Annotated in this window: 30 protein-coding genes and 2 pseudogenes; 15 read left to right on the top strand and 17 right to left on the bottom strand. The window is 59.6% G+C overall.

The genetic code is table 11. From position 1 onward, the window contains the following. Window positions 1-8: 8 nt before the first annotated feature. Complete coding sequence (locus WDN46_21235; GenBank protein ID MEJ0095836.1) at window positions 9-734, top strand: DnaJ domain-containing protein; 726 nt, start codon at window positions 9-11, stop codon at window positions 732-734. Window positions 735-802: 68 nt separating this feature from the next. Here WDN46_21235 and WDN46_21230 read toward each other — a convergent pair whose 3' ends face one another. Then, window positions 803-2,608, bottom strand: coding sequence for a serine hydrolase (locus WDN46_21230; protein ID MEJ0095835.1), 1,806 nt, complete (start codon window positions 2,606-2,608; stop codon window positions 803-805). A 232-nt stretch (window positions 2,609-2,840) separates the two neighbouring features. Here WDN46_21230 and WDN46_21225 point away from each other — a divergent pair, with 232 nt between their 5' ends. Continuing rightward, complete coding sequence (locus WDN46_21225; GenBank protein MEJ0095834.1) at window positions 2,841-3,197, top strand: phasin family protein; 357 nt, start codon at window positions 2,841-2,843, stop codon at window positions 3,195-3,197. Window positions 3,198-3,399: 202 nt separating this feature from the next. Here WDN46_21225 and WDN46_21220 read toward each other — a convergent pair whose 3' ends face one another. From WDN46_21220 to WDN46_21210, 3 genes are all read right to left on the bottom strand, one after another. After that, complete coding sequence (locus WDN46_21220; protein ID MEJ0095833.1) at window positions 3,400-3,834, bottom strand: HIT family protein; 435 nt, start codon at window positions 3,832-3,834, stop codon at window positions 3,400-3,402. A 67-nt stretch (window positions 3,835-3,901) separates the two neighbouring features. Next, window positions 3,902-5,149 (bottom strand): GNAT family N-acetyltransferase, encoded by a 1,248-nt coding sequence (locus WDN46_21215; GenBank protein MEJ0095832.1) that lies wholly within the window; start codon window positions 5,147-5,149, stop codon window positions 3,902-3,904. 82 nt (window positions 5,150-5,231) lie between these two features. Beyond that, complete coding sequence (locus WDN46_21210) at window positions 5,232-6,479, bottom strand: NAD(P)/FAD-dependent oxidoreductase (GenBank protein MEJ0095831.1); 1,248 nt, start codon at window positions 6,477-6,479, stop codon at window positions 5,232-5,234. A gap of 109 nt (window positions 6,480-6,588) precedes the next feature. Here WDN46_21210 and WDN46_21205 point away from each other — a divergent pair, with 109 nt between their 5' ends. Continuing rightward, window positions 6,589-8,085, top strand: coding sequence for an amino acid permease (locus tag WDN46_21205; protein MEJ0095830.1), 1,497 nt, complete (start codon window positions 6,589-6,591; stop codon window positions 8,083-8,085). 36 nt (window positions 8,086-8,121) lie between these two features. Here WDN46_21205 and ruvX read toward each other — a convergent pair whose 3' ends face one another. Continuing rightward, window positions 8,122-8,604, bottom strand: coding sequence for a Holliday junction resolvase RuvX (gene ruvX / locus WDN46_21200; GenBank protein MEJ0095829.1), 483 nt, complete (start codon window positions 8,602-8,604; stop codon window positions 8,122-8,124). 225 nt (window positions 8,605-8,829) lie between these two features. Between ruvX and WDN46_21195 the strand changes: the two genes are divergently transcribed. The 5 genes from WDN46_21195 to gatB all read left to right on the top strand — a co-directional run bounded on the left by WDN46_21195 (window position 8,830) and on the right by gatB (window position 13,210). Beyond that, window positions 8,830-9,528: a metal-dependent hydrolase gene (locus WDN46_21195; GenBank protein ID MEJ0095828.1), complete on the top strand. Its 699-nt coding sequence runs from the start codon at window positions 8,830-8,832 to the stop codon at window positions 9,526-9,528. Window positions 9,529-9,663: 135 nt separating this feature from the next. Beyond that, a complete protein-coding gene (locus WDN46_21190; protein ID MEJ0095827.1) occupies window positions 9,664-9,816 on the top strand; it encodes a hypothetical protein in 153 nt (50 codons plus the stop codon). Between the two features lie 41 nt (window positions 9,817-9,857). Continuing rightward, complete coding sequence (gene gatC / locus WDN46_21185) at window positions 9,858-10,145, top strand: Asp-tRNA(Asn)/Glu-tRNA(Gln) amidotransferase subunit GatC (GenBank protein ID MEJ0095826.1); 288 nt, start codon at window positions 9,858-9,860, stop codon at window positions 10,143-10,145. A gap of 54 nt (window positions 10,146-10,199) precedes the next feature. After that, window positions 10,200-11,702 (top strand): Asp-tRNA(Asn)/Glu-tRNA(Gln) amidotransferase subunit GatA, encoded by a 1,503-nt coding sequence (gene gatA / locus WDN46_21180; protein MEJ0095825.1) that lies wholly within the window; start codon window positions 10,200-10,202, stop codon window positions 11,700-11,702. A 20-nt stretch (window positions 11,703-11,722) separates the two neighbouring features. Further along, window positions 11,723-13,210 carry an Asp-tRNA(Asn)/Glu-tRNA(Gln) amidotransferase subunit GatB gene (gene gatB, locus WDN46_21175; protein MEJ0095824.1) on the top strand — a complete coding sequence of 496 codons (1,488 nt, stop codon included), beginning with the start codon at window positions 11,723-11,725 and terminating at the stop codon, window positions 13,208-13,210. Window positions 13,211-13,636: 426 nt separating this feature from the next. Here gatB and WDN46_21170 read toward each other — a convergent pair whose 3' ends face one another. After that, the gene (locus tag WDN46_21170; protein ID MEJ0095823.1) at window positions 13,637-13,834 is read right to left on the bottom strand and encodes a hypothetical protein; all 198 of its coding nucleotides are present in this window, start codon (window positions 13,832-13,834) and stop codon (window positions 13,637-13,639) included. Between the two features lie 114 nt (window positions 13,835-13,948). Between WDN46_21170 and WDN46_21165 the strand changes: the two genes are divergently transcribed. Then, window positions 13,949-14,305, top strand: a complete 357-nt coding sequence (locus WDN46_21165; GenBank protein MEJ0095822.1) for a histone H1-like repetitive region-containing protein — start codon at window positions 13,949-13,951, stop codon at window positions 14,303-14,305. 329 nt (window positions 14,306-14,634) lie between these two features. On the opposite strand, the gene WDN46_21160 is transcribed toward WDN46_21165, so the two are convergent. Further along, window positions 14,635-15,039, bottom strand: a complete 405-nt coding sequence (locus WDN46_21160) for a hypothetical protein (protein MEJ0095821.1) — start codon at window positions 15,037-15,039, stop codon at window positions 14,635-14,637. 129 nt (window positions 15,040-15,168) lie between these two features. Next, window positions 15,169-15,651, bottom strand: a complete 483-nt coding sequence (locus tag WDN46_21155; GenBank protein MEJ0095820.1) for a DUF2147 domain-containing protein — start codon at window positions 15,649-15,651, stop codon at window positions 15,169-15,171. 551 nt (window positions 15,652-16,202) lie between these two features. On the opposite strand from WDN46_21155, the gene WDN46_21150 reads away from it, so the two are divergent. Then, window positions 16,203-16,337 (top strand): hypothetical protein, encoded by a 135-nt coding sequence (locus WDN46_21150; protein MEJ0095819.1) that lies wholly within the window; start codon window positions 16,203-16,205, stop codon window positions 16,335-16,337. A gap of 353 nt (window positions 16,338-16,690) precedes the next feature. Here the strand turns inward: WDN46_21150 and WDN46_21145 are convergent, their stop codons facing one another. From WDN46_21145 to WDN46_21135, 3 genes are all read right to left on the bottom strand, one after another. Further along, window positions 16,691-17,158, bottom strand: coding sequence for a GNAT family N-acetyltransferase (locus WDN46_21145; protein ID MEJ0095818.1), 468 nt, complete (start codon window positions 17,156-17,158; stop codon window positions 16,691-16,693). Window positions 17,159-17,366: 208 nt separating this feature from the next. Next, a complete protein-coding gene (locus tag WDN46_21140) occupies window positions 17,367-18,524 on the bottom strand; it encodes a nucleotide disphospho-sugar-binding domain-containing protein (GenBank protein MEJ0095817.1) in 1,158 nt (385 codons plus the stop codon). Between the two features lie 377 nt (window positions 18,525-18,901). Next, window positions 18,902-19,279, bottom strand: coding sequence for a hypothetical protein (locus tag WDN46_21135; GenBank protein MEJ0095816.1), 378 nt, complete (start codon window positions 19,277-19,279; stop codon window positions 18,902-18,904). On the opposite strand from WDN46_21135, the gene WDN46_21130 reads away from it, so the two are divergent. Further along, window positions 19,266-19,424, top strand: a complete 159-nt coding sequence (locus tag WDN46_21130; GenBank protein MEJ0095815.1) for a hypothetical protein — start codon at window positions 19,266-19,268, stop codon at window positions 19,422-19,424. The two genes, WDN46_21135 and WDN46_21130, sit on opposite strands and share 14 nt — an antisense overlap. 305 nt (window positions 19,425-19,729) lie before the next feature. Further along, window positions 19,730-19,918 (top strand): annotated as a pseudogene (locus tag WDN46_21125) (hypothetical protein). A 31-nt stretch (window positions 19,919-19,949) separates the two neighbouring features. Here WDN46_21125 and WDN46_21120 read toward each other — a convergent pair. Both WDN46_21120 and WDN46_21115 read right to left on the bottom strand, forming a co-directional pair. Next, complete coding sequence (locus tag WDN46_21120) at window positions 19,950-20,543, bottom strand: response regulator transcription factor (protein ID MEJ0095814.1); 594 nt, start codon at window positions 20,541-20,543, stop codon at window positions 19,950-19,952. Next, the gene (locus WDN46_21115; protein MEJ0095813.1) at window positions 20,480-21,643 is read right to left on the bottom strand and encodes an ATP-binding protein; all 1,164 of its coding nucleotides are present in this window, start codon (window positions 21,641-21,643) and stop codon (window positions 20,480-20,482) included. The genes WDN46_21120 and WDN46_21115 overlap by 64 nt, the downstream gene beginning before the upstream one ends. A 55-nt stretch (window positions 21,644-21,698) precedes the next feature. On the opposite strand from WDN46_21115, the gene WDN46_21110 reads away from it, so the two are divergent. After that, window positions 21,699-22,085 carry a DJ-1/PfpI family protein gene (locus WDN46_21110; protein MEJ0095812.1) on the top strand — a complete coding sequence of 129 codons (387 nt, stop codon included), beginning with the start codon at window positions 21,699-21,701 and terminating at the stop codon, window positions 22,083-22,085. Here WDN46_21110 and WDN46_21105 read toward each other — a convergent pair. The 3 genes and pseudogenes from WDN46_21105 to WDN46_21095 all read right to left on the bottom strand — a co-directional run bounded on the left by WDN46_21105 (window position 22,073) and on the right by WDN46_21095 (window position 23,640). Beyond that, window positions 22,073-22,830, bottom strand: a protein-coding gene (locus WDN46_21105; protein MEJ0095811.1) for an IS5 family transposase whose coding sequence is annotated in 2 segments (ribosomal slippage) — window positions 22,073-22,491 and window positions 22,491-22,830 — 759 coding nt in all. Because the reading frame shifts where the segments join, the coding sequence is not laid out codon by codon here. The two genes, WDN46_21110 and WDN46_21105, sit on opposite strands and share 13 nt — an antisense overlap. An 82-nt stretch (window positions 22,831-22,912) precedes the next feature. After that, on the bottom strand, window positions 22,913-23,536 hold the full coding sequence (locus WDN46_21100; protein ID MEJ0095810.1) for an IS5 family transposase: 624 nt from the start codon (window positions 23,534-23,536) through the stop codon (window positions 22,913-22,915). Further along, window positions 23,503-23,640: pseudogene (locus tag WDN46_21095) on the bottom strand (transposase). Before WDN46_21095 ends, WDN46_21100 begins: the two are co-directional and overlap by 34 nt. 383 nt (window positions 23,641-24,023) lie before the next feature. On the opposite strand from WDN46_21095, the gene WDN46_21090 reads away from it, so the two are divergent. Continuing rightward, window positions 24,024-24,305, top strand: coding sequence for a helix-turn-helix domain-containing protein (locus WDN46_21090; GenBank protein MEJ0095809.1), 282 nt, complete (start codon window positions 24,024-24,026; stop codon window positions 24,303-24,305). Here WDN46_21090 and WDN46_21085 read toward each other — a convergent pair. Continuing rightward, window positions 24,235-24,453, bottom strand: a complete 219-nt coding sequence (locus tag WDN46_21085) for a hypothetical protein (GenBank protein ID MEJ0095808.1) — start codon at window positions 24,451-24,453, stop codon at window positions 24,235-24,237. The genes WDN46_21090 and WDN46_21085 overlap by 71 nt on opposite strands. Before the next feature lie 151 nt (window positions 24,454-24,604). On the opposite strand from WDN46_21085, the gene WDN46_21080 reads away from it, so the two are divergent. Then, entirely contained in the window at window positions 24,605-25,057 is a 453-nt protein-coding gene (locus WDN46_21080; protein MEJ0095807.1) for a MarR family transcriptional regulator, read from the top strand. The last annotated feature ends 48 nt before the right edge of the window (window positions 25,058-25,105 follow it).

Raw genomic sequence — 25,105 nt, 5'->3', positions numbered from 1 at the left:
GGCGCGGAATGCTTTATCTTCTTGTTGGATTTTTGATGTTTTGGCTTGGGATCGCCGCGCTCAAGGCTTTCGCTCGGGCCAATCCGGCGGCGCTCGCGCGGCTGATCAAGCGCTGGGGCGGCGCTGCGGCCCTAGTGCTCGCAGTGTTTTTGATGCTGCGCGGGAGCTTTGCCGTAGCGATTGGACTGGCTGGACTTGGGGCGTGGCTTCTCAGCAAAGACAAGAAGTCGCTGTTTCTCAGTATGTTTAAACGGCCGCCGACCGCTGGAGTCGGCCGGGTCTCCTGCGTCAGATCGGCCATGATCGAGATGGAGCTCGATCATGAAACAGGCAAGCTGCGCGGCATGATTCTGGCGGGTCCGGACGAAGGCAAATCGCTAGACTCGCTGACGCGCCCACAATGCGGGGTCCTCTATGATCTTTGCTGTCGAGACGATCCCGAAGGAGCCCGGCTTCTGGAAGCTTATCTCGACCGCCGGTTTTCCGGATGGCATCCGGCAGGACAAGGCCAGGGCGAGGCGGGGGCCGCTGAGGCGCGGCGACGATCCTCTGGTGCCATGTCCAAAGATGAAGCGTATGAGGTTCTGGGGCTTCAAAAAGGAGCGTCGCGCGAAGAAGTGGTTCGCTCGCATCGTTCTTTGATGAAAAAGCTTCATCCAGATCACGGCGGGACCACGGACCTGGCGGCCCGGGTGAATGAAGCGAAAGAGGTCCTGATGCGGCGTCATCCGTAGCGTCCAGAGGTTTGCGCGCTTTGGCGAATCAGTGGGATTTGCCGAAAATAATTATGCGCGCAAATCCATTAGTTTTTAGTTGCGAAGCATGAAAATCCGGATCGTTTCAGGGTTTTGCACGCGAGTTCAGCGCTATCCTCCTCGAGGCCGGCAAAGCGGGCCCGATAAAGCGTCTCCGATCCTTTTTGCACCTTCTCGGTGAAGGGTTGCGCGGTTGTCAGGATGCGGGCGCCTTCGGATTTGGCCCTGGTCAAAAGCGCGGTTGCTTTGGCGACGTCATCGGTCGCGCCGATTTGAATCATCCAGCCGCTGCGGGCGGCGGGCGGGCGCCGCCCTTCGATGTTTTTGGCGTTGTCGCTTGTGGCGGCTTCGGTCTTTAAGGACGCCATTTTGGCCGAGATCTTGTCGACGCCGCGATCTTTGGCCGGGGCAGGTCCGGTAACCCAACGCATCGTCGACGGCGTCGCGCTCGCGTCAGCCGCGGCGGCCCGGACGGCATGGTTTGTGGAGCCATCGATCGCGGCGTTTTTGGCTGAGGGGTCTTGCGCGGGAATGTCTTTGGCGGCGGCGCGCGCATCGCTGACAGGCTGCGGTTTGGGCGTGCCCGAAACAAAGGCCGGACGCGGCTTGTCGAGTGGAACCTCCGGGTTGATGGAGGCGACGCGAACCGGATCCACCGCCGCTTTAGGGACCACCACGGCCGAAAGGTCGAGCTTAGGCGTCAATCTCGGTCCTTGCAGGGGCGTGGAATCGACATAGGCCAAAGCAGGCCGCGTCGCCTCCTTCTCCGCCGGGCGCTCCTTCTCCTGCGCTTGCTCTTGCTCGCGATGCGGCAGATCGGAGGCCTCGTCTTGCCGCTTGGCGTCTTTGTCCTGCGCCCGCAGCGGCAAATCGGGGGGGGCGTTTTCCGAGATCGCGGAGGCGGTGCGGGTGGTCGCGCCATTGTCGATCTGGTCTTCGATCAAGCCGGCCATGATCCGATCGCGCGAGGCGGCGCTGACGCCTCCGAGAACCGCCGCGACAATATAATGTCCGTTGCGTTTCACCGAGGTCAGAAGATTGAATCCAGAGGAGCGCGTGTAGCCGGTCTTGATCCCATCCATTCCCTCGACGCGATCGAGAAGATGGTTGTGGTTCACGATCGTCTTACCCGCATAATAGAAGGCGTGCGTCGCGAAATAACGATAGTAGCGCGGGAAGCGGTCCTGAATGGCGCGACCGAGAATGGTTAGATCGCGAGCGGTCGTCACCTGGGCGTCGTCCGGCAGCCCCGAGGCATTGACGTAACGGGTGCGGCTCATTCCCAACGCATGCGCCTTCCGGGTCATCAGTTCGGCAAAATGATCTTCATCGCCGCCGATCGCCTCGGCGATGGTGACCGCCATATCATTGGCCGAACGCGTGACGACGGCCTTGATGGCGTCATCGACGCTGATCGTCGCGCCAGGTCTGAGGCCGAGTTTGGTCGGCTTCTGGCTGGCTGCATGGGCTGAGACGCGCAGATTGCTGTCGAGCCGCAAACGGCCCTGTTCAAGCTGTTCGAACAGGAGATAGAGCGTCATGACTTTGGTGATCGAGGCCGGATGCCGCAATTCATTTTCGTTGCGCGCATAAAGGATCTCGCCCGAATTGCCGTCAACGACGATCGCTGCGAAATTCCGGCTCGGCGCGCCGGCGCGCATATATCGAATGGAGCGCACATGGCGCACATGCTCGAAATGGGAGCTTCTGGCGAAATGGCGCCAGTGAGACCGGTGGCGCGCTTCCGCCGGAGGTGCGACGAAGCTCGTCACCGTCACCGCCAACGCAATAGTAAGCCCCATTGGAGCAATGGCGATCTTAAGGCGACGATATATCGCGCGAGACGTCAGCATGTCTGGGTTCCCGGTCTTCAAAAGAAGCGAACTCCCTCTAACGCTAGTTCCGCTCGGTTACCGGCTGGTTAAGGGGAAGGTTCGAAGCAAAAGTGATTATGGTGCGGTGCAATATCAACTTGATTTGATTTGTGCAATGCACTATAAGTATTCTCGCGGGAGGAAGTAAAAGACTCGCGCATTGGGCCGCCTCTCACCGGGAGTCGGCGCACGCTCGATAAAGGAAAGAGCAATGGCTAATAATTTCGAAGATTTTCAGAAATTCGGCAAAGAGCAGCTCGAAACCGCGACCTCGGCGTCGACTACCTTCGCCAAGAGCCTGCAAACGATATCCGCGGAAGCCGCCGATTATTCAAAGAAGTCTCTGGAAAGCAATTCTGCGTTTTTTGAGAAGCTGCTTGGAGCAAAGTCGCTCGACACCGCACTCCAGCTCCAGACGGAATATGCCAAGTCCTCATATGCAAGCTTTGTTGCTCAGGCGACGAAGATGGGCGAGCTCTATACCAATCTCGCCAAAGAGATCTTCAAGCCAATCGAAGCAGCGATGTCCAAAGTGCAGGCCATCAAACTGCAGACCGTTAAGGACTAATTGAAGCTCAACTTAAGCGCCGCGTGCTTCGCGGCCCGCGCCATCAAGTTTGGCGCTCTGCGCTTGGGCGAGTATCTCGAACCAGGCAGGTCGAAGGGTGGTGCAAATCATCCTTCGAGACAAAGCTAGGTCGATGCGCGCTGCGGCGCTGTCGCGCCAATGATCCCCAGCCCTTACTGAGTCAGATAAACGCCGGCGCGACTTAGGCGGGTTCGATCGCCGCGGCGATTTTCTTGGCGAAAGCCGCCAGCACTTTATTCTTTTCCATTACGCCGCTATGGGGCCGCAACGTCACATCGTCCCAGCGCGGAAGAATGTGGAAATGCAGGTGAAAAACAATCTGACCGCCGGCGGATTCGTTGAATTGCTGAATCGTTAGCCCCTCTGCGGCAACCGCCGTTTTGACCCCTCTTGCGACCTTTTGCACGCGCAGCATCAGCGCGCTGAGGACGTGCGGATCGACGTCGAGGATGTTTCGCGCGAACGCCTTTGGGATCACCAACACATGGCCGTCGGCGCGCGGCATGATATCCATGAAGGCCAGCGCAACGTCGTCCTCATAAACTTTGTGGCAAGGCAATTCGCCGCGCAGAATTTTCGCGAAAATATTCGACTGGTCATAAACAGGCGCAGACATTGCCTCAACTCCTTAAAAGGTGACGCTGGCTTTCGCAAAGCTCGCAGCGACGGTCAAGGCCCGACGCTTAAGGCCCCTTCCTGAATGGAGTCAGCTCGGCATAATCTTCCCGCGCCTCAACCATATGAATGCGCTCGCGTTGCAGATATTCATCAATGGCGCGCGCGAAGCGCGGATCGGCTATTTCATGCGCCGAATAGGTCGCGACCGGCCCATAGCCGCGGGAAAGCTTATGTTCGCCCTGAGCGCCTGCCTCGACGCGGGAGAGGCCGCGCGCGATCGCAAATTCGATCGCCTGATAATAACAGACCTCGAAATGCAGGAATGGATGATCCTCGATGGCGCCCCAATTGCGCCCATAGAGGGCGTCCTTGCCGATAAAATTAAGCGCTCCCGCGATGTAGCGGCCTTCGCGCTTCGCCATGACCAGCAGAATATGGTCGGCCATGGTCGCGCCGACGCTCGAGAAAAACGCGCGGGCGAGATAGGGCGTCCCCCATTTGCGCGACCCGGTGTCGGTGTAGAACAGGAAAAACATGTCCCAATGATTTTCCTTGATGGCGGAGCCGGTCAAAACTTCGATCTCGATGCCGTTAGCCAGCGCCTCTTTGCGTTCGCGCCGGATCATCTTGCGCTTGCGGGAGGCGAGATCATCCAGAAAGGCCTCGAAGTCCGCATAGCCCTTATTGACGAAATGGAACTGCTGCCCGGTGCGCTGCAAAAAACCGGCCGAGCCGAGCATCTCCCATTCGGCTTCGGTCGGAAAGGTAATGTGTATCGATGAGGCTTCGATTTTCTCGCGCCATGCGCGGAGCCCGGCGATCAGCATCTGCCGCGCCGCCTCGCCGTGACGCGGCGCGATCAACAGACGGCGGCCTGTGGCGGGCGTAAACGGCACCGCGACCTGAAGCTTTGGGTAATAATTGAGCCCGGCGCGGTCATAGGCGTCGGCCCAGCCAAAGTCGAACACATATTCGCCCATGGAATGGGTTTTCAAATAGGCTGGAGCCGCCGCCGTCAAACGCCCCTCGGCGTCCTTGACGACGATATGAGTGCTCGTCCACCCAGCTTGCGGCGATACCGATTTCGAGGTCTCAAGCGCATTCAGGAAAGCGTGGGTCAGGAATGGGTTGAAACGTTCGCCATCATGAGTCTTGCACCCCGTCGCGTCCCTGCTTGGAAGGATCTGGCCCAACTTTTCCGGGCTGCCAAAATCGGCCTGCGCCTGAGCTTGAGGATTGGCGCAGGCATCCCATTGCGCCGCGTCGATATCCTTGATGGACGTGACGATGCTGACCGTATTGGACGTGGGCATGGAAGACCCCGGTTGCTGTCTGATCGCTCTTCGCAGACGCAACAAAACACTCTGGACCAGGCTTTGGTCAAGGCGCGCCGGCTCACGGTCTTTGCGGGCGCAGCGCGAAAAACTGTTCGGCTGCGTCAATGCCCGAAAGATAGGCGCCGTGAGCCGTCGAAAAGCTATTCGGCGAGCAGGCCTCACCCGCGAAAAATAATCTTCCATCGACTGGGGCCGCGAGCTTCTGTCGCGCATCGACATGGCCCGGCATAGCATGGGAATACGAGCCGCGCGTCAGCGGATCGGCCGCCCAGCCGGTTTCGGCGAGCGGGCGCAGACGCGGAGCTATGGCCGCCCCAAACAGCTGGACCAATTCGCGGGACGCAAAATCAAGAAATGCGCCTGGGCCGGCCGCTTCCAGATCATGAGCGAGACGCCCGCCAAAAAAGCCTTCGATCAGCGGCCGCCCAAACGGGCGCAGGTGATAGCTTCCCGTCGCGGTCTTGCCAGGATCGCCGAAAAGATGGCCATCGATCGGCAAAATCTCCGGCGCGTCGATCGCCATGACGAGCTTGTCCGCAATGCCCAGCGGCAGCAGTTCGGCGGCGTCGATCTTGTCCGGGAGAGCCGGCAGGAATGCGATCGTTTCGGCTGCGATAAGGGTCGGCGGTATGGTCAGGATGACGGCGTCCGCGCTAAAACTTCCATGCGAGGTTTCGACCTTGATGCGTTTTTCGCGGTGGTCGATGCGAGTAACGGCGCAGTTGAGGCGAATGGGCAGCCCGGAGCCATAGGCCTTAATCATCGCGCCATAACCCTCCGTCACGCGCCAATTGACGTGGCTATCGGCATAGCGGTTGAAATCTTGCGCGGAGACGCGGTCCCATTCGACGCCATTTATATAACTGCTCTCGGCGTTGAGCAGGGCGTTCCAGCTGGAGCCGGGAGCAAGGAGCTCCGCCGCCGGAAAATCGCCGGCATCCGGATCAACTGCGCTAAGGCGCGCGTGGAACTGCTCCGAGGCTGCCGCGAAGGACGCCTGATCCTCGCGACTGAACCCGAGATCGAGGCTTTGCGCGGTCCAACCCGGGGCCGTCTTATCGATGGTGAACCCGGTCTCGGCGGCGATCTTGGTCCAAGGGTTGCGGTCGGCCGAATGCAGCCAGCCACAACCGAGATCAAGCGGAAAACCGCCTTCCATTCGCGTCAGCGCCCGGCCGCCAATGCGGTCGCGAGCTTCGAGAACGGCGATGGAAATTCCTTGCGCCGACAGCCGTTTGGCAGCAGCCAGTCCTGCGGCGCCGGCGCCGATGACGATGACTTCAAAATCGCTAGCTAGGTTGGTCATTTGAATTCCGGTTTCGAATATTGTTTGAAGTCTTTTGCGCGAGGCTTGTAACGTGCGACAAAGATTTGGTGACGCGGCCCTTGGTCGTCAGCCGCACAAAGAGGTGAAGATGTCGAGCATTTGGAGACGTAAATCGATAGACGCGCTCAAAATTGAGGCGCATGAGGCGGAGTTTGGAACGACCTCCGGGGCGACTGGGTTGCATAGGACGCTTTCGCTGGCAAGCCTCATTTCGCTCGGCATAGGCGGAGTCATCGGCGCCGGCATTTTCGTGCTGACGGGGCATGCCGCCGCGGCCTATGCCGGCCCGGCGATCTCTTTGTCTTTCATGCTCGCGGGGCTCGTCTCCGCGCTCGCTGGACTTTGCTACGCGGAAATGGCTTCGACGGTTCCCGTCGCGGGCAGCGCCTATACCTACGCCTACGCCACAATGGGCGAGTTCATCGCCTGGATCATCGGTTGGGACCTCATTCTCGAATATGCGTTTGGCGCGACGACCGTCGCCATCGGCTGGTCTGGGTACGTCACCAGCTTTTTGCGCGATCTCCAAATCAATGTCCCCGCCGCTTTCGCCAGCGCGCCGATTGCTTTCGATCCGGCGAGCGGAGATTGGATGCCCACCGGCGCGCTGATCAACGCTCCGGCGGTATTGATCATCTTGGCGTTGACCATATTGCTCGTCGCCGGGATCAGTGAATCGGCGAAGGTGAACAACGTCATCGTCGCCATCAAGCTGGCGATCATCGTCATTTTCATTCTCGCCGGAGTCTGGTCCTTCAGCACCTCGAATTGGGTGACCTCGAGCAATCCCGCCGGGGCCTTTATCCCGCCCAATGCCGGACCCGGCCAATATGGCTGGAGCGGAATCATTCGCGGCGCGGGGGTCATCTTCTTCGCCTACATTGGATTTGACGCCGTTTCGACAGCGGCGCAGGAGGCGAGAAACCCCCAGCGCGATATGCCGATGGGCATTTTAGGATCGCTGCTCATCTGCACCGTTCTCTATGTGCTGGTCAGCCTCGTCATCACCGGGATCATTCCATTCGATCAGCTAAGCGTTCCAGATCCAATCGCGCGCGGCGTCGACGCGATCGGGCTTGGCTGGCTCGCGACGGCGATCAAATTCGGCGCCATTCTCGGCCTTAGCTCAGTGATATTGGTTCTGCTGCTCGGCCAATCGCGCGTTTTCTATTCGATGTCGCGCGATGGCCTTCTGCCCCCGATCGCCGCAAAAGTGCACCCGCGCTTTCGCACGCCCTACATCACGACGCTGGTGACGGGGTCCGTTGTCGCCATCATGGCCGGAATCCTGCCGATCGGCCTCGTCGGCGAATTGGTCAGCATTGGCACTCTATTCGCCTTCACGGTGGTTTGCATCGGCGTGCTGGTTTTGCGCATCACTCATCCCGAGATCTATCGTCCGTTCAAGACGCCTTTGGTCTTTGTCGTCGCGCCTCTCGGCGCCGCTTCGGCAATTTTTCTCATGTTCGGTTTGCCGCCGGATACCTGGGTGCGCCTTGCCGTATGGCTGGCGATTGGCCTTGCGATCTATTTTTGCTATGGGCGCCGCCGCAGCCATGTGGCGCAGCGATTCGCGGAAAGTTGACGCGCGGGGAGGCCTCCGACGTCGGCGACAGATCCGTCACGCGGAAGCGTTGAGCCAGCGGAGCCGGTCCAACGCGCCTTGCAGGATATAGGCGGCCGCCATTTTATCGACGACCTCAGCGCGTTTGGCGCGAGAGGCGTCCTGCAGGATCAACGATCGCGTCACCGCGGCTGTGGAAAGGCGTTCGTCCCAATAAACGCATGGCCGCAGGGTCAGAACGCCAAGATTGCGCACGAAGGCGCGGGTGGCCTGCACGCGCGGGCCTTCCGATCCATCCATGTTTAGCGGCAGGCCGATGATAAGCGCTGCGACGTCAAATTGGTCCGCGAGCTCGATCAGCCGGCCCGCGTCCTTGGTGAATTTCGTCCGGCGGATGGTCTCAAGCGGCGTTGCAATGCTGCGCTCTACGTCCGAGAGCGCGAGGCCGATGGTCTTTGTGCCGAGATCGACGCCGATAAGGCGCTGGCGCGCGCCGATGCGAGCCCGCAATTCGAGGATATCCAAAACTTCGGCCGCCATCAGATCCTGTCCCACACTCTTTCGTGAAGCCGCGTCGAGACCTGTTCATGGCGTCGGCTTCGTCCTAAAAGTCCGTTTGGAAACTCGACCCTCAAGATGAGGGCGGCCAAAGCCTGCGTCGGAAAGACGCCCCTATCGCTTCGAGACGGCATGCGGGTTCGCCTTCGTGTAAGAGTTCCCAAACAGCTCTTAACCCTTTTTGATAGTTCACAGGAGAATATGCATATGAAATTGACCTGGCTTGGCCACTCGGCCTTCCGGATCGAGCTTCCCGGCGCGGTCATCCTGATCGACCCGTTCCTCAGCGGAAATCCGAAATTCACCGGTACGGTGGCGCAAGCGTCGGAAGGGGCGACCCATATCGTCCTCACTCATGGCCATGACGACCATGTCGGCGACACTGTCGAGATCGCCAAGGCGACAGGCGCGCAACTCGTTGCGAACGTCGAAGTCTGCCTGTTCCTCAACGCGCAAGGCGTAAGCAACGTCAACTACGGCAATACCGGCGGCTCAATCGATTGCGGCGCGTTCACGGCGAGCTTCACCCAGGCCATTCATTCATCGAGCACCTTCGTCAACGGCCAGTCGATCTATCTTGGCAACCCGAATGGGATCGTCATCAAGCCGAAATCCGGACCGACCGTCTACGCCATGGGCGACACCGACATTTTCTCGGATATGGCGCTGATCGCGGAAATCCATCAGCCGAAGATTGGCCTCGTCCCGGTCGGCGATCACTTCACCATGGGCGGCAAGACGGCGGCTTTGGCGATGAAGCGCTTCTTCAAATTCGAGACGGTTGTGCCCTGCCATTATGGCACGTTTGATGCGCTGGCCCAGGATCCGAGCGCTTTCGTCGACGCCATGAAGGGCGAACCGACGCGAGTGGCCGTGCCGAAAATCGGCGAGGCGCTGACCTTCTAGAGCGCGGTCAAAGAAAAGTTTAGAGGCTTTTCGGACAAGAGCATGCGCTGAAAGCAGACCATGACCCCGAAGAGCGGAAGACTTTTTTGATAACTGCGCTATATAACAAAGACATAGAGCGCGCGATCGATTCCGTTGGAGATCGCGCTCTCAAGCGTCATCGAACTCGATCTGGTCAAGCTCGGCGCGCGAGCCTATATGAATTTCATCAGCTTTATGCGCCGCAGCTACGCGCCTCGAAGAGAGATCGGCCGCAACATTGCCCACTGCGGCGCGGCGGTGCTATAGGCACAATCTTCGCTTAAACTTCAAAATTCCGAGGAAAACTGATGTCCGTCGATCAGGCGACCGTGCGGCGCATCGCGCATCTTGCGCGGATCAAGGTCAATGATGAAGACGTTCCACACCTGCAAAGCGAGCTCAACGCCATTTTGAGCTTCGTCGAGGAGCTGGCCAGCGTCGATGTCGCCGGGGTCGAGCCGATGACTTCGGTCATGCCGATGCCGATGAAGAAACGCGCCGATGTCGTGACCGACGGCGACATCGCCGACGCCATAATCGCCAACGCGCCGGTAAGCGAGGATCATTTCTTCATAGTGCCGAAAGTCGTCGAATAACGCGGCGCCAACCGCTTCAATCCTTCGAAAACCTTGTCTGGAACGGACGCGACTTTGACTGAACTCACCGACCTCACCCTCGCCGAAGCGCGCGACGCGCTTTTAAAAAAGCAGGCCTCGGCCGTCGAACTCGCCGAGGCGCAGATCGCCGAGATCGAAAAAGCGCGGGCGCTGAACGCCTTCATCACGGAGACCCCCGATAAGGCGCTGGCCATGGCGGCGGCCTCGGACGCGCGGATCGCTCGGGGCGAGGCCGGCGCGCTTGAAGGCATTCCGCTCGGGATCAAGGATCTTTACTGCACCGAAGGCGTGCAGACGACGGCGGCGAGCCATATTCTTGAAGGCTTCACGCCGGCCTATGAATCGACTGTCGGCGCCAATCTCTGGCGCGATGGCGCGGTCATGGTCGGCAAGCTCAATCTCGATGAATTTGCGATGGGCTCCTCAAACGAGACCTCTTATTTCGGCCCGGTGATTTCGCCCTGGCGGCGCAATGGATCTGATGCGCCATTGGTTCCCGGCGGCTCGTCGGGGGGCTCGGCTGCGGCGGTGGCGGCGAAGCTTTGCTTTGGCGCGACGGCGACCGACACCGGCGGTTCGATCCGCCAGCCAGCGGCTTTCACAGGCACCGTTGGCATCAAGCCGACCTATGGCCGCTGCTCGCGTTGGGGGATCGTCGCCTTCGCCTCCTCGCTCGATCAGGCCGGTCCGATCGCGCGGACGGTCCGCGATGCGGCGATCCTTTTGCGCTCGATGGCGGGTCATGATCCAAAGGACACGACCTCGGTCGATGCGCCCGTGCCGAACTATGAGGCCGCAGTTGGACGGTCGATCAAAGGCATGAAGATTGGCATCCCGAAAGAATACCGGCTGGATCGCATGCCGGCCGAAATCGACACTCTATGGCGTCAGGGCGTCGAATGGCTGAAGGCGGCGGGCGCCGTCATCGTCGACATCTCGCTGCCGAACACGCGCTACGCTTTGCCTGCTTATTATATAGTGGCTCCGGCGGAGGCCTCATCGAACCTCGCCCGTTATGATGGCGTTCGCTATGGCCTGCGGGTTCCCGGCAAAGACATCGCCGATATGTATGAGAGCACCCGGGCGGCGGGCTTTGGCAAGGAAGTGCGCCGACGCATCATGATCGGGACCTATGTGCTTTCGGCCGGCTATTACGACGCCTATTATGTGCGGGCGCAAAAAATCCGGACCCTGATCAAGCAGGATTTTGAACGGGCCTATGCAGACGGCATCGATGCGATCCTGACGCCCGCGACGCCTTCAGCCGCGTTTGGCCTCGGCGAGAAAGGCTCCAGCGATCCGATTGAAATGTACCTTAACGACGTCTTCACCGTTACGGTGAACATGGCGGGTCTGCCCGGCATCGCCGTTCCGGCCGGAACGTCGAGCGAGGGCCTGCCGCTTGGCCTGCAGGTGATCGGGCGGCCTTTCGATGAAGAGACCTTGTTCGCGGTTGCGAGCGCAATCGAGCAGGCTGCGCCAAAGGTCGAGCCGCCGCGGAAGTGGTGGGCCAAAACCGAATTGGGCATGGACTAGCTGAGGCGTAAAGGACGGTCATGAACACGCACGCAAAACCATCCAAACTCATCAAGGGCGCAACCGGCGATTGGGAAGTTGTGATCGGGATGGAGATCCATGCCCAGGTCACGTCGCGCTCGAAACTTTTCTCCGGCGCCTCGACTTTGTTCGGCAATGAGCCCAACGCCAACGTCTCGCTCGTCGACGCCGCCATGCCGGGCATGCTGCCGGTCATCAATGAGGAATGCGTGGCGCAGGCGGTGAGGACCGGACTCGGCCTCAAGGCGCAGATCAACCTGCGCTCGGTGTTTGATCGCAAGAATTATTTCTACCCCGATCTGCCGCAGGGATATCAGATCTCGCAGTACAAAAGCCCCATCGTCGGCGAAGGGATCGTCGCCGTCGACATCTCGCCGACCGAGCAGATCGAGGTCGGCATCGAGCGTTTGCATCTGGAGCAGGACGCCGGCAAGTCGCTGCACGACCAGTCGGCGACGGAATCCTTCGTCGATCTCAACCGCTCCGGCGTCGCGCTGATGGAGATCGTGTCGAAGCCTGACATGCGCTCGGCGGAAGAGGCGCGGGCCTATGTCACCAAGCTGCGCACCATTTTGCGCTACATCGGTTCTTGCGACGGCAACATGGAGCAGGGGTCGCTGCGCGCCGACGTCAACGTCTCGGTCCGGCGTCCGGGCGAGCCGCTGGGCACGCGATGCGAAATCAAGAACGTCAACTCGATCCGTTTCATCGGACAGGTGATCGAGGTCGAGGCGCGCCGCCAGATAGGCATCATCGAGGACGGCGGAACGATCGATCAGGAGACGCGGCTGTTTGATCCCGGCCGCGGCGAGACGCGCTCGATGCGCTCCAAGGAGGAAGCGCACGACTATCGCTATTTCCCCGATCCCGATCTGCTGCCGCTCGAATTCGACCAGGCTTATGTCGATGGGCTCAAGGCCGAACTGCCTGAGCTGCCCGACGCCAAGAAGGCGCGCTTCATCAAGGATTACGGGCTGCCGCCCTATGATGCGGGCGTACTCGTCGCCGATAAGGAAACCGCTGACTACTACGAGGCGACGGTTGGCTACGCTGGCGGCCCCCGCGACGCCAAGCTCGTCGCGAACTGGATCAGCGGCGATGTGGCGGCCTACGCCAATTCAGTCGGCCTGCCGCTGCCGCAGACCCATATCAAGCCGCATCAGATCGCCGCGCTCGTCGATCTCATCGCCGACGGCACGATCTCGGGCAAGATCGCCAAGGACATTCTCGCGATCATTATCGCCGAGGATAAGGACGGCGATCCTCGCGCTATCGTCGAAGCGCGGGGCCTGAAGCAGGTCACCGACGTCGGCGCCATCGCGGCCGCAGTCGACGCAATCATCAAGGCCAATCCGGATAAGGTCGCGCAGGCGCAGGCCAAGCCCTCGATGCTTGGCTGGTTCGTCGGGCAGGTGATGAAGCAGACCGGCGGCAAGGCCAATCCGCAAGCCGTCAACGACGAACTGAAATCCAAGCTCGGCATCTAGGGTCGTTTTCGACCAGCCGTTGAATGGCTTTCGGGCGCTCTGCGGCTTTCGTCGGCGGCCGCGCGAGGCTCGTTTGAGGGACGTCAACACGCGCTTGCAATGGCGACGACTCGCGAATCAAATTGGGTGATTCGCGAATCAGATGCGCGATTGAAGCGCTGGCCATGCCGCTGCGCCGCTTTTTTTTCATCATGCACGAATTTTTTTTTGCGTTGAATGCGCGCATGAACTGGCGTCGCGCGTTTTGCTTTTTCATGCCCCGATGCGCGTCCCGATGCTGTGCGCGAACATCATCGATCGATGCGGATGACTGACGTTCGAAACGCTACGAGATCGCGCGAACGGAACAGCGTTTCTTCTCGATGCTCAACATCGCAAAGCGCTCTCAAAGGAGAGTAGAGCCTATAAAAAACAACGGCTTTCGAATCAAACGCGGCTATCGAAGAAGACCCGTAGCGAACGCTTGGCGCATGACGGCTCGTAAGGCGCAGGCATACTTGCATCAAGCAAGAGAGACATCGCTGCGACCTTGATCAAGCCTGATGCGCTGATCATTTCTTGATGTCGATGGACGATCTCGGCAACCATTTCGAACGCAATCTCGTTGCTTTGTTGGCGCTCCATTGTGAATGCGTTGAAGCAACGCCTCTTGCGCGTCTTGTTAACAACGCTACGCTATGTATGCCTCTCGTCGCCGCAATAAATCGGCAGACGAATTTATTGGAGGGGAGTTAAGTCATGGTGAAGGCAACCACCAAGAAAGCGCCAGCGAAGAAGACCGCTGCGAAAAAGACGGTGACGAAGAAGAGCGCGTCGAAAAAGAGCGCCGCGCCGAAGACTGCAGCGCGCAAGGCGGTCACCAAGAAGACCGCTACGAAGAAGACCGCTACAAAGAAGACTGTGACCAAGAAGGCGACGGCGAAGAAAACCGTTGCGAGAAAGGGCGTAGTCAAAAAGGCTGCTGCGAAAAAGTCCACCGCAAAGAAGGCCGTGCGCAGGGCCCCAGTTAAAACCGCAAGCGTCAAGAAAGTCGTCCGCAAGGCCGTTCCCCGGAAGCCCAGGCCATCTGCGCCTGCATCTCCCGAGACTGTCTGACGAACGCTGGCGATGGGCGCGGAAGCAATGGAGACGGCTGGCCTCGCCCTTTCCCGCACTGTTTAAGCGGGGAGGTTTTGTTGAGCCTGGCTGTCCGTTTCCAACTCCCGGCGCGCAGCGCGCGGCAGGCGCTGCGGCGGCGCGAGTCGACGTTCGAACTCGTCGCTGCACCGGCTTCGTCGGCTGTCGTTGAAGCGCGCCGAGGCGATGCCTTGGGCCGTGCTGTTTAGCTGACAGGGGTGCCGAAGTCGGCGATCAAGACCGCTGCGATGGGCGAGCAGCATCCGAGAAGGCTGCGGACATCTCCGATAGCGTCGGCGCCCGGCGATCTATTCGGCGAGACAGACTTGCGCGAAGTCACGCCAGGTTTTGTTCTTCGCCGCTCCCGACAGCTTCATCTTTTGCCACTCGAGTCCGCACGCATGCATCCGTTCGCGCGACGCTGACGGTAATAGATTTGCAGGAGCAGCCGCATTTGCAGCGGAACCCGGCGTTGCGGCGGCAGGCGACGACAAGGCTGGTGGGGCTGGCGTGTCGACGGTCGCGCGGTTGCCGTCGAATTCTGGCGGACGCACCGGCGGCAGCGGCGTGGCGAATGACGGCTTCGGCTTGCCGGACGCTTCTTGTTGAGCGAACGCCGCAGGAGCCAACATGATGCCGAGCCCAAGCGCCAAGCCGACGCAGGCGAGGACTCGACTCGCGCTCGACGGTGGGCACAGGCTTTTAGTTTCCATGATTTGTTCAGTCACATTGACGGCGCATTACATCCGCGTTCGGCGCAGCGTTCCAGCTTAGCCGAGATGCCGGCAAGATCGTCCAATTAAGAAAGTGCGGCAAGAGTCCTCCAAGTGCGGCGAACCCACTTATGGCTTAGCCGGAACCGATTTAGGAATTGCTTGCGTTCTGGTAAAAACGTCCGTCTTGCAGAGAATTTTTAGGATGCACCCTTCGATCTCGGCTTTATCGCCGGGAGTTTTGTCGGTGATGGTTTTGAAGGTGATGTCGTAGGTTTTCCCATCTTCAGGGTTATAGGCCTTGCCGCGCCAATGGTCCTTTTCCGGCGCAAGGTCGATCAACAGCTCGATCCCGATCATCGGCTGTCCGCGCTTGGCCGGATCCTCGTTGTATTTATCGGATCTTGGCTTGCCGTCGGGGTCGTTTGGCTCCTTCAGCCAAACCAGCGCGCCGCAATAAAAGGCGGCGCAGGGGGCAATCTTGATGATCGACCCATTGTTCTTGGTGAACCACAGTCCGGAAGGATCATCGGGCGTCGCCGCCGCCGGCGTGGCGAGCGCCGGCGCAGCGTTTGAGCTGGCGCAAGCGAAGGAAAGGGCGATCGCAGCCATGGCCGAAGCTAGATCGATTCGGCGACGTGACCGTTCGAAACGTGAAGGCGGGAAATGGGTCAGCGGCATCGTGACAATCTCTCATTGGCCGAGAATGGGGCGGCTTCGAATCGAAGGGATCATGGTCCCGATCTGTTTGTTCAATTCAAGATCTTATTCGAAAAGTCGCCAACTCCAGCAAGATCATGAATCACTGTCCACCGGCCGACGGATGTGGCGCGTTACTTTTTGACGGCCTCATAAGTCGATTGGCTGAGGAAAAATCCACCAAAGCAGAATCGTAACTATTTGAAATAGTAGGATATTTGTCCCGGTTGTCGCGTTTCTTCCGCAGTGAGCCGACCAGCGCCAGCAAATTTGTGACTAATGTGGGCGCGAGAGTTCCTTTGGAGCCCAAATATGCCAAGGGCGTTCACTCGGGCCTAGCCGCAGCAATCATGGCGTCAGCCTTGCCGCTCTGCAAGGAGGCTGATTCCGGGGCCTTCAAAGCGCTTTGCCAGCCTGGCGGTTTATCAATCTCGCGCCGAGAATAGTCGACGGCGCATGATGAAATGCAAACCAAATATGTCGCAAGGCTGTGGCCGGGCGCGGGGCGCGTCCATCGCCGCCTCGATGGTTTTGTAAAGATCGAGGCCGCGAACAGCCATGTGGGAAAGCCCACATGGGCATTGGCCGATTGTGCGTAGCTTCCTCTTCGAAAGCTTCACGCTTTTCGTTCGCACGAAGCGAACAAGAGGCCTTTCCACGGAGATTCGAAGATGAAAATGGTCAAACTTACTCTCGTCGCCCTGGGTCTTTTCCTATCTGCCTCAGCCCTTACGGAGGCCCACGCGGCTCTCCCTGCCTCGGTTGGAAGCGTTTTCCCTAACAATGATACAAAGGACTTAATGACCAATCTTGTTCAGCAGAATGAAGGAATCCCCAACCCGGATAGCCGCGGCCGTTGCGAGGTGTTAAATCGCCCGGTCGCTGGCGTTCACGGCAAATTCCTCGGCTATCAGACTGTCACCGCCTGCCGCTGAACCTAGCCGAGCGGCCCTTACTGGGGCCTGCGGAGCATCGACCAGCAGGCAGGACCGCTCTTGACCTTCCACTCATGCGTGACGGCAAAACCGAGCGAGGCGTAAAAGGGAAGATTGGATTCTTCGGCCGTCTCGAGATATGCGGGAACGCCATCGGCGTCGGAGCGGGCGAGTCCCGCCCGAACGACGGCGCTCCCAAAGCCTTTGCGTTGGGCGGAGGGCAGGCATCCCGCCATGTGAAGATACCAATGCGGCTCCGTCGGATGATTATTGTCGCTGGCTGCGCTGAAAGCGAGCGCGCGGCCAATCGCTGTGCCGGAGGCTGCCAGCCACGACCATCCATCCATCATTATCTCCAAAAACGAATGGCGTTCATGACCAGGTGGTCGCCAAATTGCTGCGGCCTCGCCGTTGACCGTCATGAACCGAGCGCCCTTTGGACCGTTGGTGTCGAAGACGACGCCAAAAAATCTTGGAAGCCGCACTCGGCGCACCTCCGGGTCGGGGAAGACAAAGGTCGCTGCCGGGTGTTCTGGAACGCCGCCCCAAGCACGGCCGAAACGCGAGCTTTATCCGCGTCGGCGCATTCCCTTACATCTGGCATGATGTTTCACCCGACGCTCTGATTGTCGAAGTATCGTAGCAATGACAAATCATGTTTCCATGTCGCAATTTCAGCGCAAAACAAAGATGCTACGCCTGTCGCTTCGCGCAAACCGGCGCGCCCTGATCGGCTGGAGCATGCGAGACTTGCTTGATGATCCGCAGAATCTCGCCTCGCGTGTCGATGCTGGCGAACTCCTTGGCCATAGTTGAAGCGCGCGAACGATACTCTGGTTTGTCCAACACGGTGCGGACGGCATCGCGCAGCGCCTCCGGCGTCGGTTCATTGGTCGCAAGATCAATTCCAACCCCAGACCAGCCGACGCGAGCGGTCACTTCCGCCTTGTCTTCGCTCAGTCCCGCAGTGACAAGAGGGACTCCAAAGCTCAGAGCCTGATTGACGCTGCCATAGCCGCCGTTGGTGACCAGGACATCCGCCTTTGGCAGCACCCATTCGAACGGCAAATAACTGGCCGCGCGCGCATTGCCGGGGATCGGACCGGGTATCGCGTCGATGGAGCGGCCGCCCGTCGTGACGATCACCAGCACGCCCGGCTGATTTGCCAGCGCCGCCAGGGTCGGGACGACCAACTTGCCGAAATCGAAATTGGATACGGTCCCTTGGGTCACCAGAACAATCTTGCGCGAGCCATCCAACTCGTGCGCCCACGAAGGCAGCGGGGCTTGTTTCGGGATAATTGGAAGAGTCCCCACGAAATGCACAGAGCTTGGCAATTTCAGGCGCGGATATTCAAAGCTTGGAACTGTCAACTGAAGGTAGGCGTCCGGAAGGGTTACAAGGGCGTCGAGCAAATCGGTTGACGGTGACTGAACGCCAAAGCGAGCGAGGCGCGCATTTAGATAGCGATGGACCGGCGCGGAAAGCGCCGTTTCCATCTTTTGAAAGTGGGCGGCGTATTCCTCGCGCTGCGCGTCATTGGTCGCGGGCGGCAGGCCAAGGCGGTGCGGAGCTCCATCGTCTCGGCGGCAATGCAAATACATCGTGCCGCATAGAATAATGGGAGGCCGCTCCGATCGCGGCCCGAGCAACATTGGAAGAACGCCAAAAAGGAAATTGTCGCCTAGGATGACGTCGGCATCAAAATCGCGCAAAACCTCTTTCAGGCCTTCATATTGGGCGGGAAGAGGATCAATGAACGCTCGCTCTAAGCTATAGCGCGATTGTTCGGGACCAAGAGGGATGTGCTTTCGTTCCGGAAACAGCGCATCCACATCTCGGAAGTCCAAGTCCGCCCCTGCCGGAAAAGCGCGAAACTTGGCTCCGGATGCTTCGATGGGGACCGCATGACGTTCGCCGACAGACCGACAACTTCGTGGCCCGCTTCGACCAGAATGCTCGCAATCGAGAACATCGGATTGATGTGCCCCGTCGCAGGCGTCGAGGCGATTAGAACTTTCATGCGATCCTGCCGCTCAAGGTTGTCGAAAAGCGCAGCGATTACCGTGGCGACTCCCTGGTCGGCTTAATTTCAGCACAAGACGAAGCTGTTACTTTTGCAATGTTGGGTGCGCGGTTGATCGCTTGGCCGAGTCGATGTCGTGATCCGGCCGCGTGGGGCAACTTGCCCAGGACCCGAAGGAATTCGGATCGCGCGTCGATGCCTCTACCGGGGCGTCCATACCCATGTGGCGATGCGCCAATTCTGACGCGCCCTATCGAGGATCACGGTAATGATGCCGTGCGAGACGTTGCTCTGTCCGTTTTGCTCGACCGTCCACTCCCCTGGAACGGCAACGTAAGCGCGCGCGCCCTTTATCTCAACAGTTTGAGGCTCCAGGAAATGTAACGAGGCCTTAGCTCCTTCGCTGCCCTTTGGTTGAGCGTCGCGATAGGCCTTTATCCAGTTTGCTACAGCGTTCCGTCCTTGGAAGAGGTAGGGCGGGGTATCGTCGACGATCGTCAATGAAGGTTCAAAAAAGGCGGCTCCAGGAATATTTCCATGGTCCCAAGCATCGGCGACCCCATGGATGACAGACAACACCCGTTCTTTTTCTTGCTCGGCAGCCCGGGCCGCCGCGCCCGTAAGAAAGAAGCAGGTCAAAAATAAACCTGCCAACGCTGAATTTCTCTGGACCGACATGCAAACCTCATTACTGATTTTTCTTATTCCGGGATTCTCCGGATGATTGATATTGCTGCTCCCTATGTCGGAGTAATTTCAGCACGAAGCAAAGACGTTACGCCGGTAACGCGGTGCGCGCCGGTGTGGAACACGATTTCGCGCTGCCGCTAGGCTGGCGCGCTGCCTCGCCTGCGGACAAGCGCGCCTATCAGCAGGCTGGCCATGCTCGCGAGAAAGCAACCGATGCTGCCTTTGTCGTGTCGAAAGGTTGGGAATAGGCCTTGCTGGAAGCGAAACTCTCCCAAAATAATAGGATAAAATCCATAATTGGGGAGAATAACTGCAAATTCCTATAGAATAATAACTATATGGCATCTGCCTGGCGTCCGTAAGGAATTGATCTCGCCGGTCGGCATCCGCTTCAGTTTGGATGGCAAAACGGCGTTCGTTGCGCTCGGCCGCGCCAACCGGGTCGCCGTCATCGATGTCGCCGCCCTCAAGGTCGTAAGGTCGGTGACGGTCGGGCGTTTGCCTTGGGGTCTTGTGATCAAACCCTGATCAAGCCTACGCTTGATCTCCGCAACATCGGTCAAGACGCGTGCATTTCTACGGCGAGGCGAATCAGATCGCTGGTGCGCTGTACGAGAAGCTTATGCTTTATTCCGGTGCAGGCGTTGGCGACCGTCTTGTACGAAATGCCGAGCGTATCGGCGATCCCGGAAAGGCTCTTGACTTTCGCCAATAACCGCATGATGGCGAGCTCGCGCGCCGAAAAAGTCTTGCCTGGATCGTCGGAGCCAAAGACGTTCAGCGCAAGATCTGCGGCAAGCTCCCGCTCGACATAGCGGCCGCCGCCCATCACCTGGTGAATCGCTTCTACAAGCTCCTCGGCGCTCGCGCTCTTGCTGATGTAGCCTTTTGCGCCTGTCTGAAGCGCGCGAGCAACGTAAAGCGCCGTCGTGTGCATTGAGAAAACCAACACGCGCACGCGCGGGTCCTCGATCAGCAGGCGCTTCAGAAGATCAAGGCCGCCCGCGCCCGGCAAATTGAGGTCTAGGATGACGACGTCGGGATGTTCGGCGCGAAACACCGACAGCGCCTCGAGGATGGTTGCAGCCTCTAGAAAAACGACCGCATCGACGAAGACGGACAGGAGACGCCGCACGCCTTCGCGTACGACCATGTGATCATCGACAAGCAGAATTTTCTTGTCAGAACACTCATCTTACATGGAGCGGCCAGCGATGGTTTGGACGGCAGCGGCAGAATCGCCTCGACGACGACCCCCCGCTGCGGCGATCGGTTGCGGACGCTCACGATGCCGCCAACCGATTGGACGCGCTCCTTCATCCCGGCAAGCCCAAAACCATTTGGCGCGCGGTCCTCTGGAAAGCCGGTTCCGTCATCCTCGATGATAATCGACGCCTGCCACCCTGTCACTGTAATGCAGACGTCGATTGCGGTGGGCGCTCCATGCCGGATTGCGTTGCTGAAGCTTTCCTGAACAACGCGAAATACGACGGCGTCGATTGGCGGATCTATGGGGACTTTGGCGACATTCATGCTGAAAGACACATCGGGCTTTCGGACTTTCCAGAAGGCGATGAGATTGTCGATGGCGCCGGTGAGACCGAGGTCCAAAAGAGCGCCAGGCGCCAGGCGACGCAAAATATTCCGTAGATGCTTCTGCATGTGGCGAACTGCGTCGGATATCGCTTCAGCGCGGGCGCTGACTTTATCGCTCGCTCCCGTCTGGAGAAATTGCCGGATCATTGCGGCGTCCGCCCCAACCGCAAAAAGAAAGGGCGCGACATCATCGTGCAAGTCGCGCGCGAGTTCTGCGCGCTCTTCTTCCTGCAGGCTCAGGACTTGTTCGTGCAGCGCGCGGTTTTGCGCGCCCATCTCTTCAAGCCGCGCCGCCATGCTGTTGAAGCCATAGCGAAGCGGCTCAAGTTCTTTATAGAGCATGGGCGCGATGCGCGTGGCGTAATCGCCTGCGCCGATCCCGGAGAACGCGTCGCACACATCGCGCAGGGGCCGCAGCGCACTTCGGATTGTCCAGAAGACGAGCGCAAGCACCATGCCGAAGAAAACCGCCATGATCGTAAGCGTGAGGCGCAGATCGCTCCAAGCGTCAGCGATCTCATTGTGCGGATCGGCTTCGAGCGTCATTGTCCCGACGGAGCGAAACGCCGCGGGTAAATCGAGATCCGCTTGTAACGGCGGAGCGGCGGCGACAAGACGATAGAACCAGTCAGGCGCTGGATCCTCAGGCGGAAGCAACTGCGATTGCGCGAGGATTTGTCCGTCAGATCTTCGATTGTGTCGGACCTGTCGTATGCTTCTGCGAACGGCTTCCGAAAGGGCGCTGATCAGTCGCCGCCGTCACGCATCACGCCGCGCTTCCATACTCCAAAATGCCCGCCTTCATACAAAGGCTTCGCGCGGCGCCGAGGTCGAGAGTTCTTCGGGAGCTAAGGTGACGAGTGAGGTCTCCGTTCCAGACGGGATCGATACGTTCATCATCGTCGGCGGTCTCGGGATGAAAGATTGCAAGGCGTCGTCCGATACGATCGACTTCATTCGCGCCGCGGCGGCTGCCTCGCGCCGTACCGCCGGCGTCTGCATGGGGGCTTTTCTGCTTGCAGCGAGCGGGCTCCTGGATGGCCGGCGCGCTACGACACATTGGCGTTTTGCCACTAGGGTCCAGACTCACAACCAGTAGCAAACGGTAGCGGCGATGCAGACTGTGGCGAGGAAGTTTAATGCGTTTCGGTCGTAGCGGGTAGCCACGCGCCTGAAGTCTTTCAGGCGGCAGAACATGCGTTCGATGGCGTTGCGGTTTCGATAGAGGAAGGGCGAGAAGCAGTTCTTCCACCTGCGATTGGCCTTGGGCGGGATATTCGGCATAGCTCCGCGCTCCTCGACCTGCCGACGGATCGCATTTGCGTCGTAGCCCTTGTCGCCATGGAGGATTTCGCAAGGAGGAAGTCGCGCGATAAGCTCCGCGCCCGCCGAGCAATCGGCGATTTGGCCGCCGGTGAGCATGAAAGACAGCGGGCGGCAGTCCGCATCGGTCAATGCGTGGATTTTGGTTGTGCGCCCGCCGCGCGAACGGCCGATGGCCTGATTCTTCTCCCCCCTTTGCCGCCACTGGCCGAGCGATGCGCCTTGACCGCCGAGGAGTCGATGAGGACCTGCGCCGGCGGCCCGCCTGCTTGCGCAAGCGCGTGGAACAGATCGATCCAAACGCCCTTAGCAGCCCAGCGAACGTAGCGATTGTAGAGAGTCTTCTTTGGCCCGTACTCCAGCGGCGCGTCAATCCAGCGTCCGCCAGATTTCAGCACATGAATGATCCCGCTGATCACCCGGCGATCATCGACGCGCGCCTTGCCGCGCGTGTCCGTGGGAAGATGCGGCGCGATCTTCGCGAACTGCGCGTCCGTCAGCCAGAATTGATCCCGATTCATAGTCGCTTCCTTTCGGAAGCTGTGAATCACAACCCGCCTCTCACGCCAACCATTTTATGGGTCTGGGCCCTAGGCTCAGGACTCATTGATTGAGATAGAAGAGGACGGCGGCTGCGATGCAGATGGCGGAGAAGAAGGTGTGGGCGCATCGATCATAGCGGGTTGCGATGCGCCGCCAGTCCTTGAGCTTGGCGAACATGTTCTCGATTTTGTGACGCTGGCGGTAGAGCGTCTTGTCATAGGCAATGGGAAGCTTGCGGCTTCTGGTTGGCGGGATGCAGGGCTCGACGCCCCTGGCCTTCAGCGCGGCGCGGAACCAGTTGCTGTCGTAGCCCCTGTCGGCGATCAACATTGAAGCGGGCGGTAAAGCCTTGAGCATCAGCCGCGCGCCCTTGTGGTCGCTCATCTGGCCCTCCGAGAGCAACATGACGAGGGGCTTGCCGGCGCCGTCGCAAACGACGTGGAGCTTCGAGTTCAGTCCGCCTTTCGTGCGCCCGATACGGCGGGGAAGAGCCCCTTTTTGAGCAGGCTCGCCGCTGTGCGATGCGCCTTCAGATGCGTGGCGTCGATCATGATGCGCTCGGGCTTTGGACCTTCGCCAGCGAGCGCGGCGAATATGCGGTCGAAGACGCCGAGCCGGCTCCAGCGGATGAAGCGATTGTAAAGCGTCTTGTGCGGCCCGTAATCCTTGGGCGCATCTTTCCATTGCAGGCCGTTGCGGATCACATAGACGATTCCGCTGACCACCCGACGGTCGTCAACCCGCGGAACGCCATGCGACAGAGGAAAATGCGGCGCAAGCCGCGCCATCTGCCGCTCGCCCAACAAAAACAAATCACTCATCCCAGCCTCCCCATGCGGAGACCAGGAATCACATCTCAGGCAAATTTAATAGGTCCTGAGCCTAGACTGCAGGCAATGTATCCAGCGGTGCGGGTCGAGGGCGATCGAATCTTCCTCAATGAAGGCGGCATTTGGACGTCGGCCGGTATGACGGCAGGCATAGATATGGCGCTGGCAATGATTGAGGAGGATCTCGGCCGAGAGAGATCCCGCGCCGTAGCTCGGTTGCTTGTGGTGTATTATCGGCGCCCTGGCGGCCAGACGCAGTACTCGTCACTTCTCGAACTTGATCCTGGATCGGATCGAATCCGAACGGCGCTCATCTTCGCGCGCGAACATTTGTCCGAACCGTGTCAGTCGAGCAATTAGCCGAAGTGGGTAACCTAAGCGTCCGGCAATTTAGCCGCGCTTTTGTTGCTGGCACGGGAATGACGCCCGCAAAGGCGGTCGAGCGCTTGAGAGTAGAAACTGCGCGTCCGCGCGTAGAGGATGGCCAAGAGACGATCGAGGCAATAGCGCTGGCCGTGGGGTTCGCAGACTCTGAACGCATGCGTCAGAGCTTCATTCGAATTCTTGGCTACCCGCCACGTCAATTGCGTCGCACCGCGCGAAAGGCGGAGTCGCAAGAATAGCTATGCGCGTGAGCGCGAGCCGCTGGATGCAGCCACGCACGGCGATCATGCCGCCCGAAAGCACGACTCGGCGGCATTGCTCGAACACCTTGGTCCAGACCAACAGATTGGCGATGCCGCCTTTGTACTTGAGCGTGATGAATATCACGCCCTTGGCGCTGCCGGGACGCTGTCGGACGAGGACGAAGCCGGCGGCCGTCGCGCGCCTCGATGGCCTATGTGCAGGTGACGATGCGGCGCGGCCTCAAGTCCGCAGATAGACTTTACAGATTACCTGTCGATATGATAGGCCGTTCGGCATGGCCACTGCACGGGACGACCAGCACGTCATGCGCGCCTCAACCTTGGCGCAAGACCTCCGCGCTTTGCTCGGCAAGCTGAAGCGCCGGCTGCGCGAACAGGCGCATGTCGGGGACCTGACGCCTTCCCAAGCGTCGGTGCTGCTTCGTCTGGAGAAGGACGGCCCCGCCACGGCGTCGAACCTCGCTCGAGCCGAGGGGATGCGGCCGCAGTCGATAGCTCCGGTCATCGCCGCGCTGGAGAGCGCTGGCCTGGTAAGCGGAGCGCCAGACCCAGCGGATGGGCGGCAGACCCTCCTTTCGCTCACGGACGCCTGTCGCAAATGGGTCGAGGAAGGGCGCGCGGCGCGCCAGGACTGGCTGACCCGTACTCTCCAGGAGCGTCTGTCGCCGGATGAACAGGACACGCTTGCGGAGGCCGTGGAGCTGCTCAAGCGGCTCGTCGACGATTAACGGAAGTTTGTGAGGCTCACGCCCGATCGAACCCATCTTAAATTTCGA

The organism is Methylocella sp. (assembly GCA_037200525.1).
Classification (GTDB): domain Bacteria; phylum Pseudomonadota; class Alphaproteobacteria; order Rhizobiales; family Beijerinckiaceae; genus Methylocapsa.
Note: the sequence above shows the minus strand (reverse complement) of the source record. Positions and strands in the feature narration are given on the sequence as shown.

Coding starts and splice junctions, on each gene's coding strand:
- WDN46_21120 (MEJ0095814.1), bottom strand. CDS start 20,543: ATGGTCGTACGCGAAGGCGTGCGGCGTCTCCTGTCCGTCTTCGTCGAT.
- WDN46_21155 (MEJ0095820.1), bottom strand. CDS start 15,651: ATGGCTGCGATCGCCCTTTCCTTCGCTTGCGCCAGCTCAAACGCTGCG.
- WDN46_21165 (MEJ0095822.1), top strand. CDS start 13,949: ATGGTGAAGGCAACCACCAAGAAAGCGCCAGCGAAGAAGACCGCTGCG.
- WDN46_21215 (MEJ0095832.1), bottom strand. CDS start 5,149: ATGCCCACGTCCAATACGGTCAGCATCGTCACGTCCATCAAGGATATC.
- WDN46_21235 (MEJ0095836.1), top strand. CDS start 9: ATGCTTTATCTTCTTGTTGGATTTTTGATGTTTTGGCTTGGGATCGCC.
- WDN46_21150 (MEJ0095819.1), top strand. CDS start 16,203: ATGCAAACCAAATATGTCGCAAGGCTGTGGCCGGGCGCGGGGCGCGTC.
- gatC (MEJ0095826.1), top strand. CDS start 9,858: ATGTCCGTCGATCAGGCGACCGTGCGGCGCATCGCGCATCTTGCGCGG.
- gatB (MEJ0095824.1), top strand. CDS start 11,723: ATGAACACGCACGCAAAACCATCCAAACTCATCAAGGGCGCAACCGGC.
- WDN46_21220 (MEJ0095833.1), bottom strand. CDS start 3,834: ATGTCTGCGCCTGTTTATGACCAGTCGAATATTTTCGCGAAAATTCTG.
- WDN46_21080 (MEJ0095807.1), top strand. CDS start 24,605: ATGGCCACTGCACGGGACGACCAGCACGTCATGCGCGCCTCAACCTTG.
- WDN46_21110 (MEJ0095812.1), top strand. CDS start 21,699: ATGCTTCTGCGAACGGCTTCCGAAAGGGCGCTGATCAGTCGCCGCCGT.
- WDN46_21205 (MEJ0095830.1), top strand. CDS start 6,589: ATGTCGAGCATTTGGAGACGTAAATCGATAGACGCGCTCAAAATTGAG.
- WDN46_21160 (MEJ0095821.1), bottom strand. CDS start 15,039: ATGGAAACTAAAAGCCTGTGCCCACCGTCGAGCGCGAGTCGAGTCCTC.
- WDN46_21170 (MEJ0095823.1), bottom strand. CDS start 13,834: ATGGAGCGCCAACAAAGCAACGAGATTGCGTTCGAAATGGTTGCCGAG.
- WDN46_21195 (MEJ0095828.1), top strand. CDS start 8,830: ATGAAATTGACCTGGCTTGGCCACTCGGCCTTCCGGATCGAGCTTCCC.
- WDN46_21210 (MEJ0095831.1), bottom strand. CDS start 6,479: ATGACCAACCTAGCTAGCGATTTTGAAGTCATCGTCATCGGCGCCGGC.
- ruvX (MEJ0095829.1), bottom strand. CDS start 8,604: ATGGCGGCCGAAGTTTTGGATATCCTCGAATTGCGGGCTCGCATCGGC.
- WDN46_21130 (MEJ0095815.1), top strand. CDS start 19,266: ATGACAGACAACACCCGTTCTTTTTCTTGCTCGGCAGCCCGGGCCGCC.
- WDN46_21100 (MEJ0095810.1), bottom strand. CDS start 23,536: ATGGAAAGATGCGCCCAAGGATTACGGGCCGCACAAGACGCTTTACAA.
- WDN46_21225 (MEJ0095834.1), top strand. CDS start 2,841: ATGGCTAATAATTTCGAAGATTTTCAGAAATTCGGCAAAGAGCAGCTC.
- WDN46_21230 (MEJ0095835.1), bottom strand. CDS start 2,608: ATGCTGACGTCTCGCGCGATATATCGTCGCCTTAAGATCGCCATTGCT.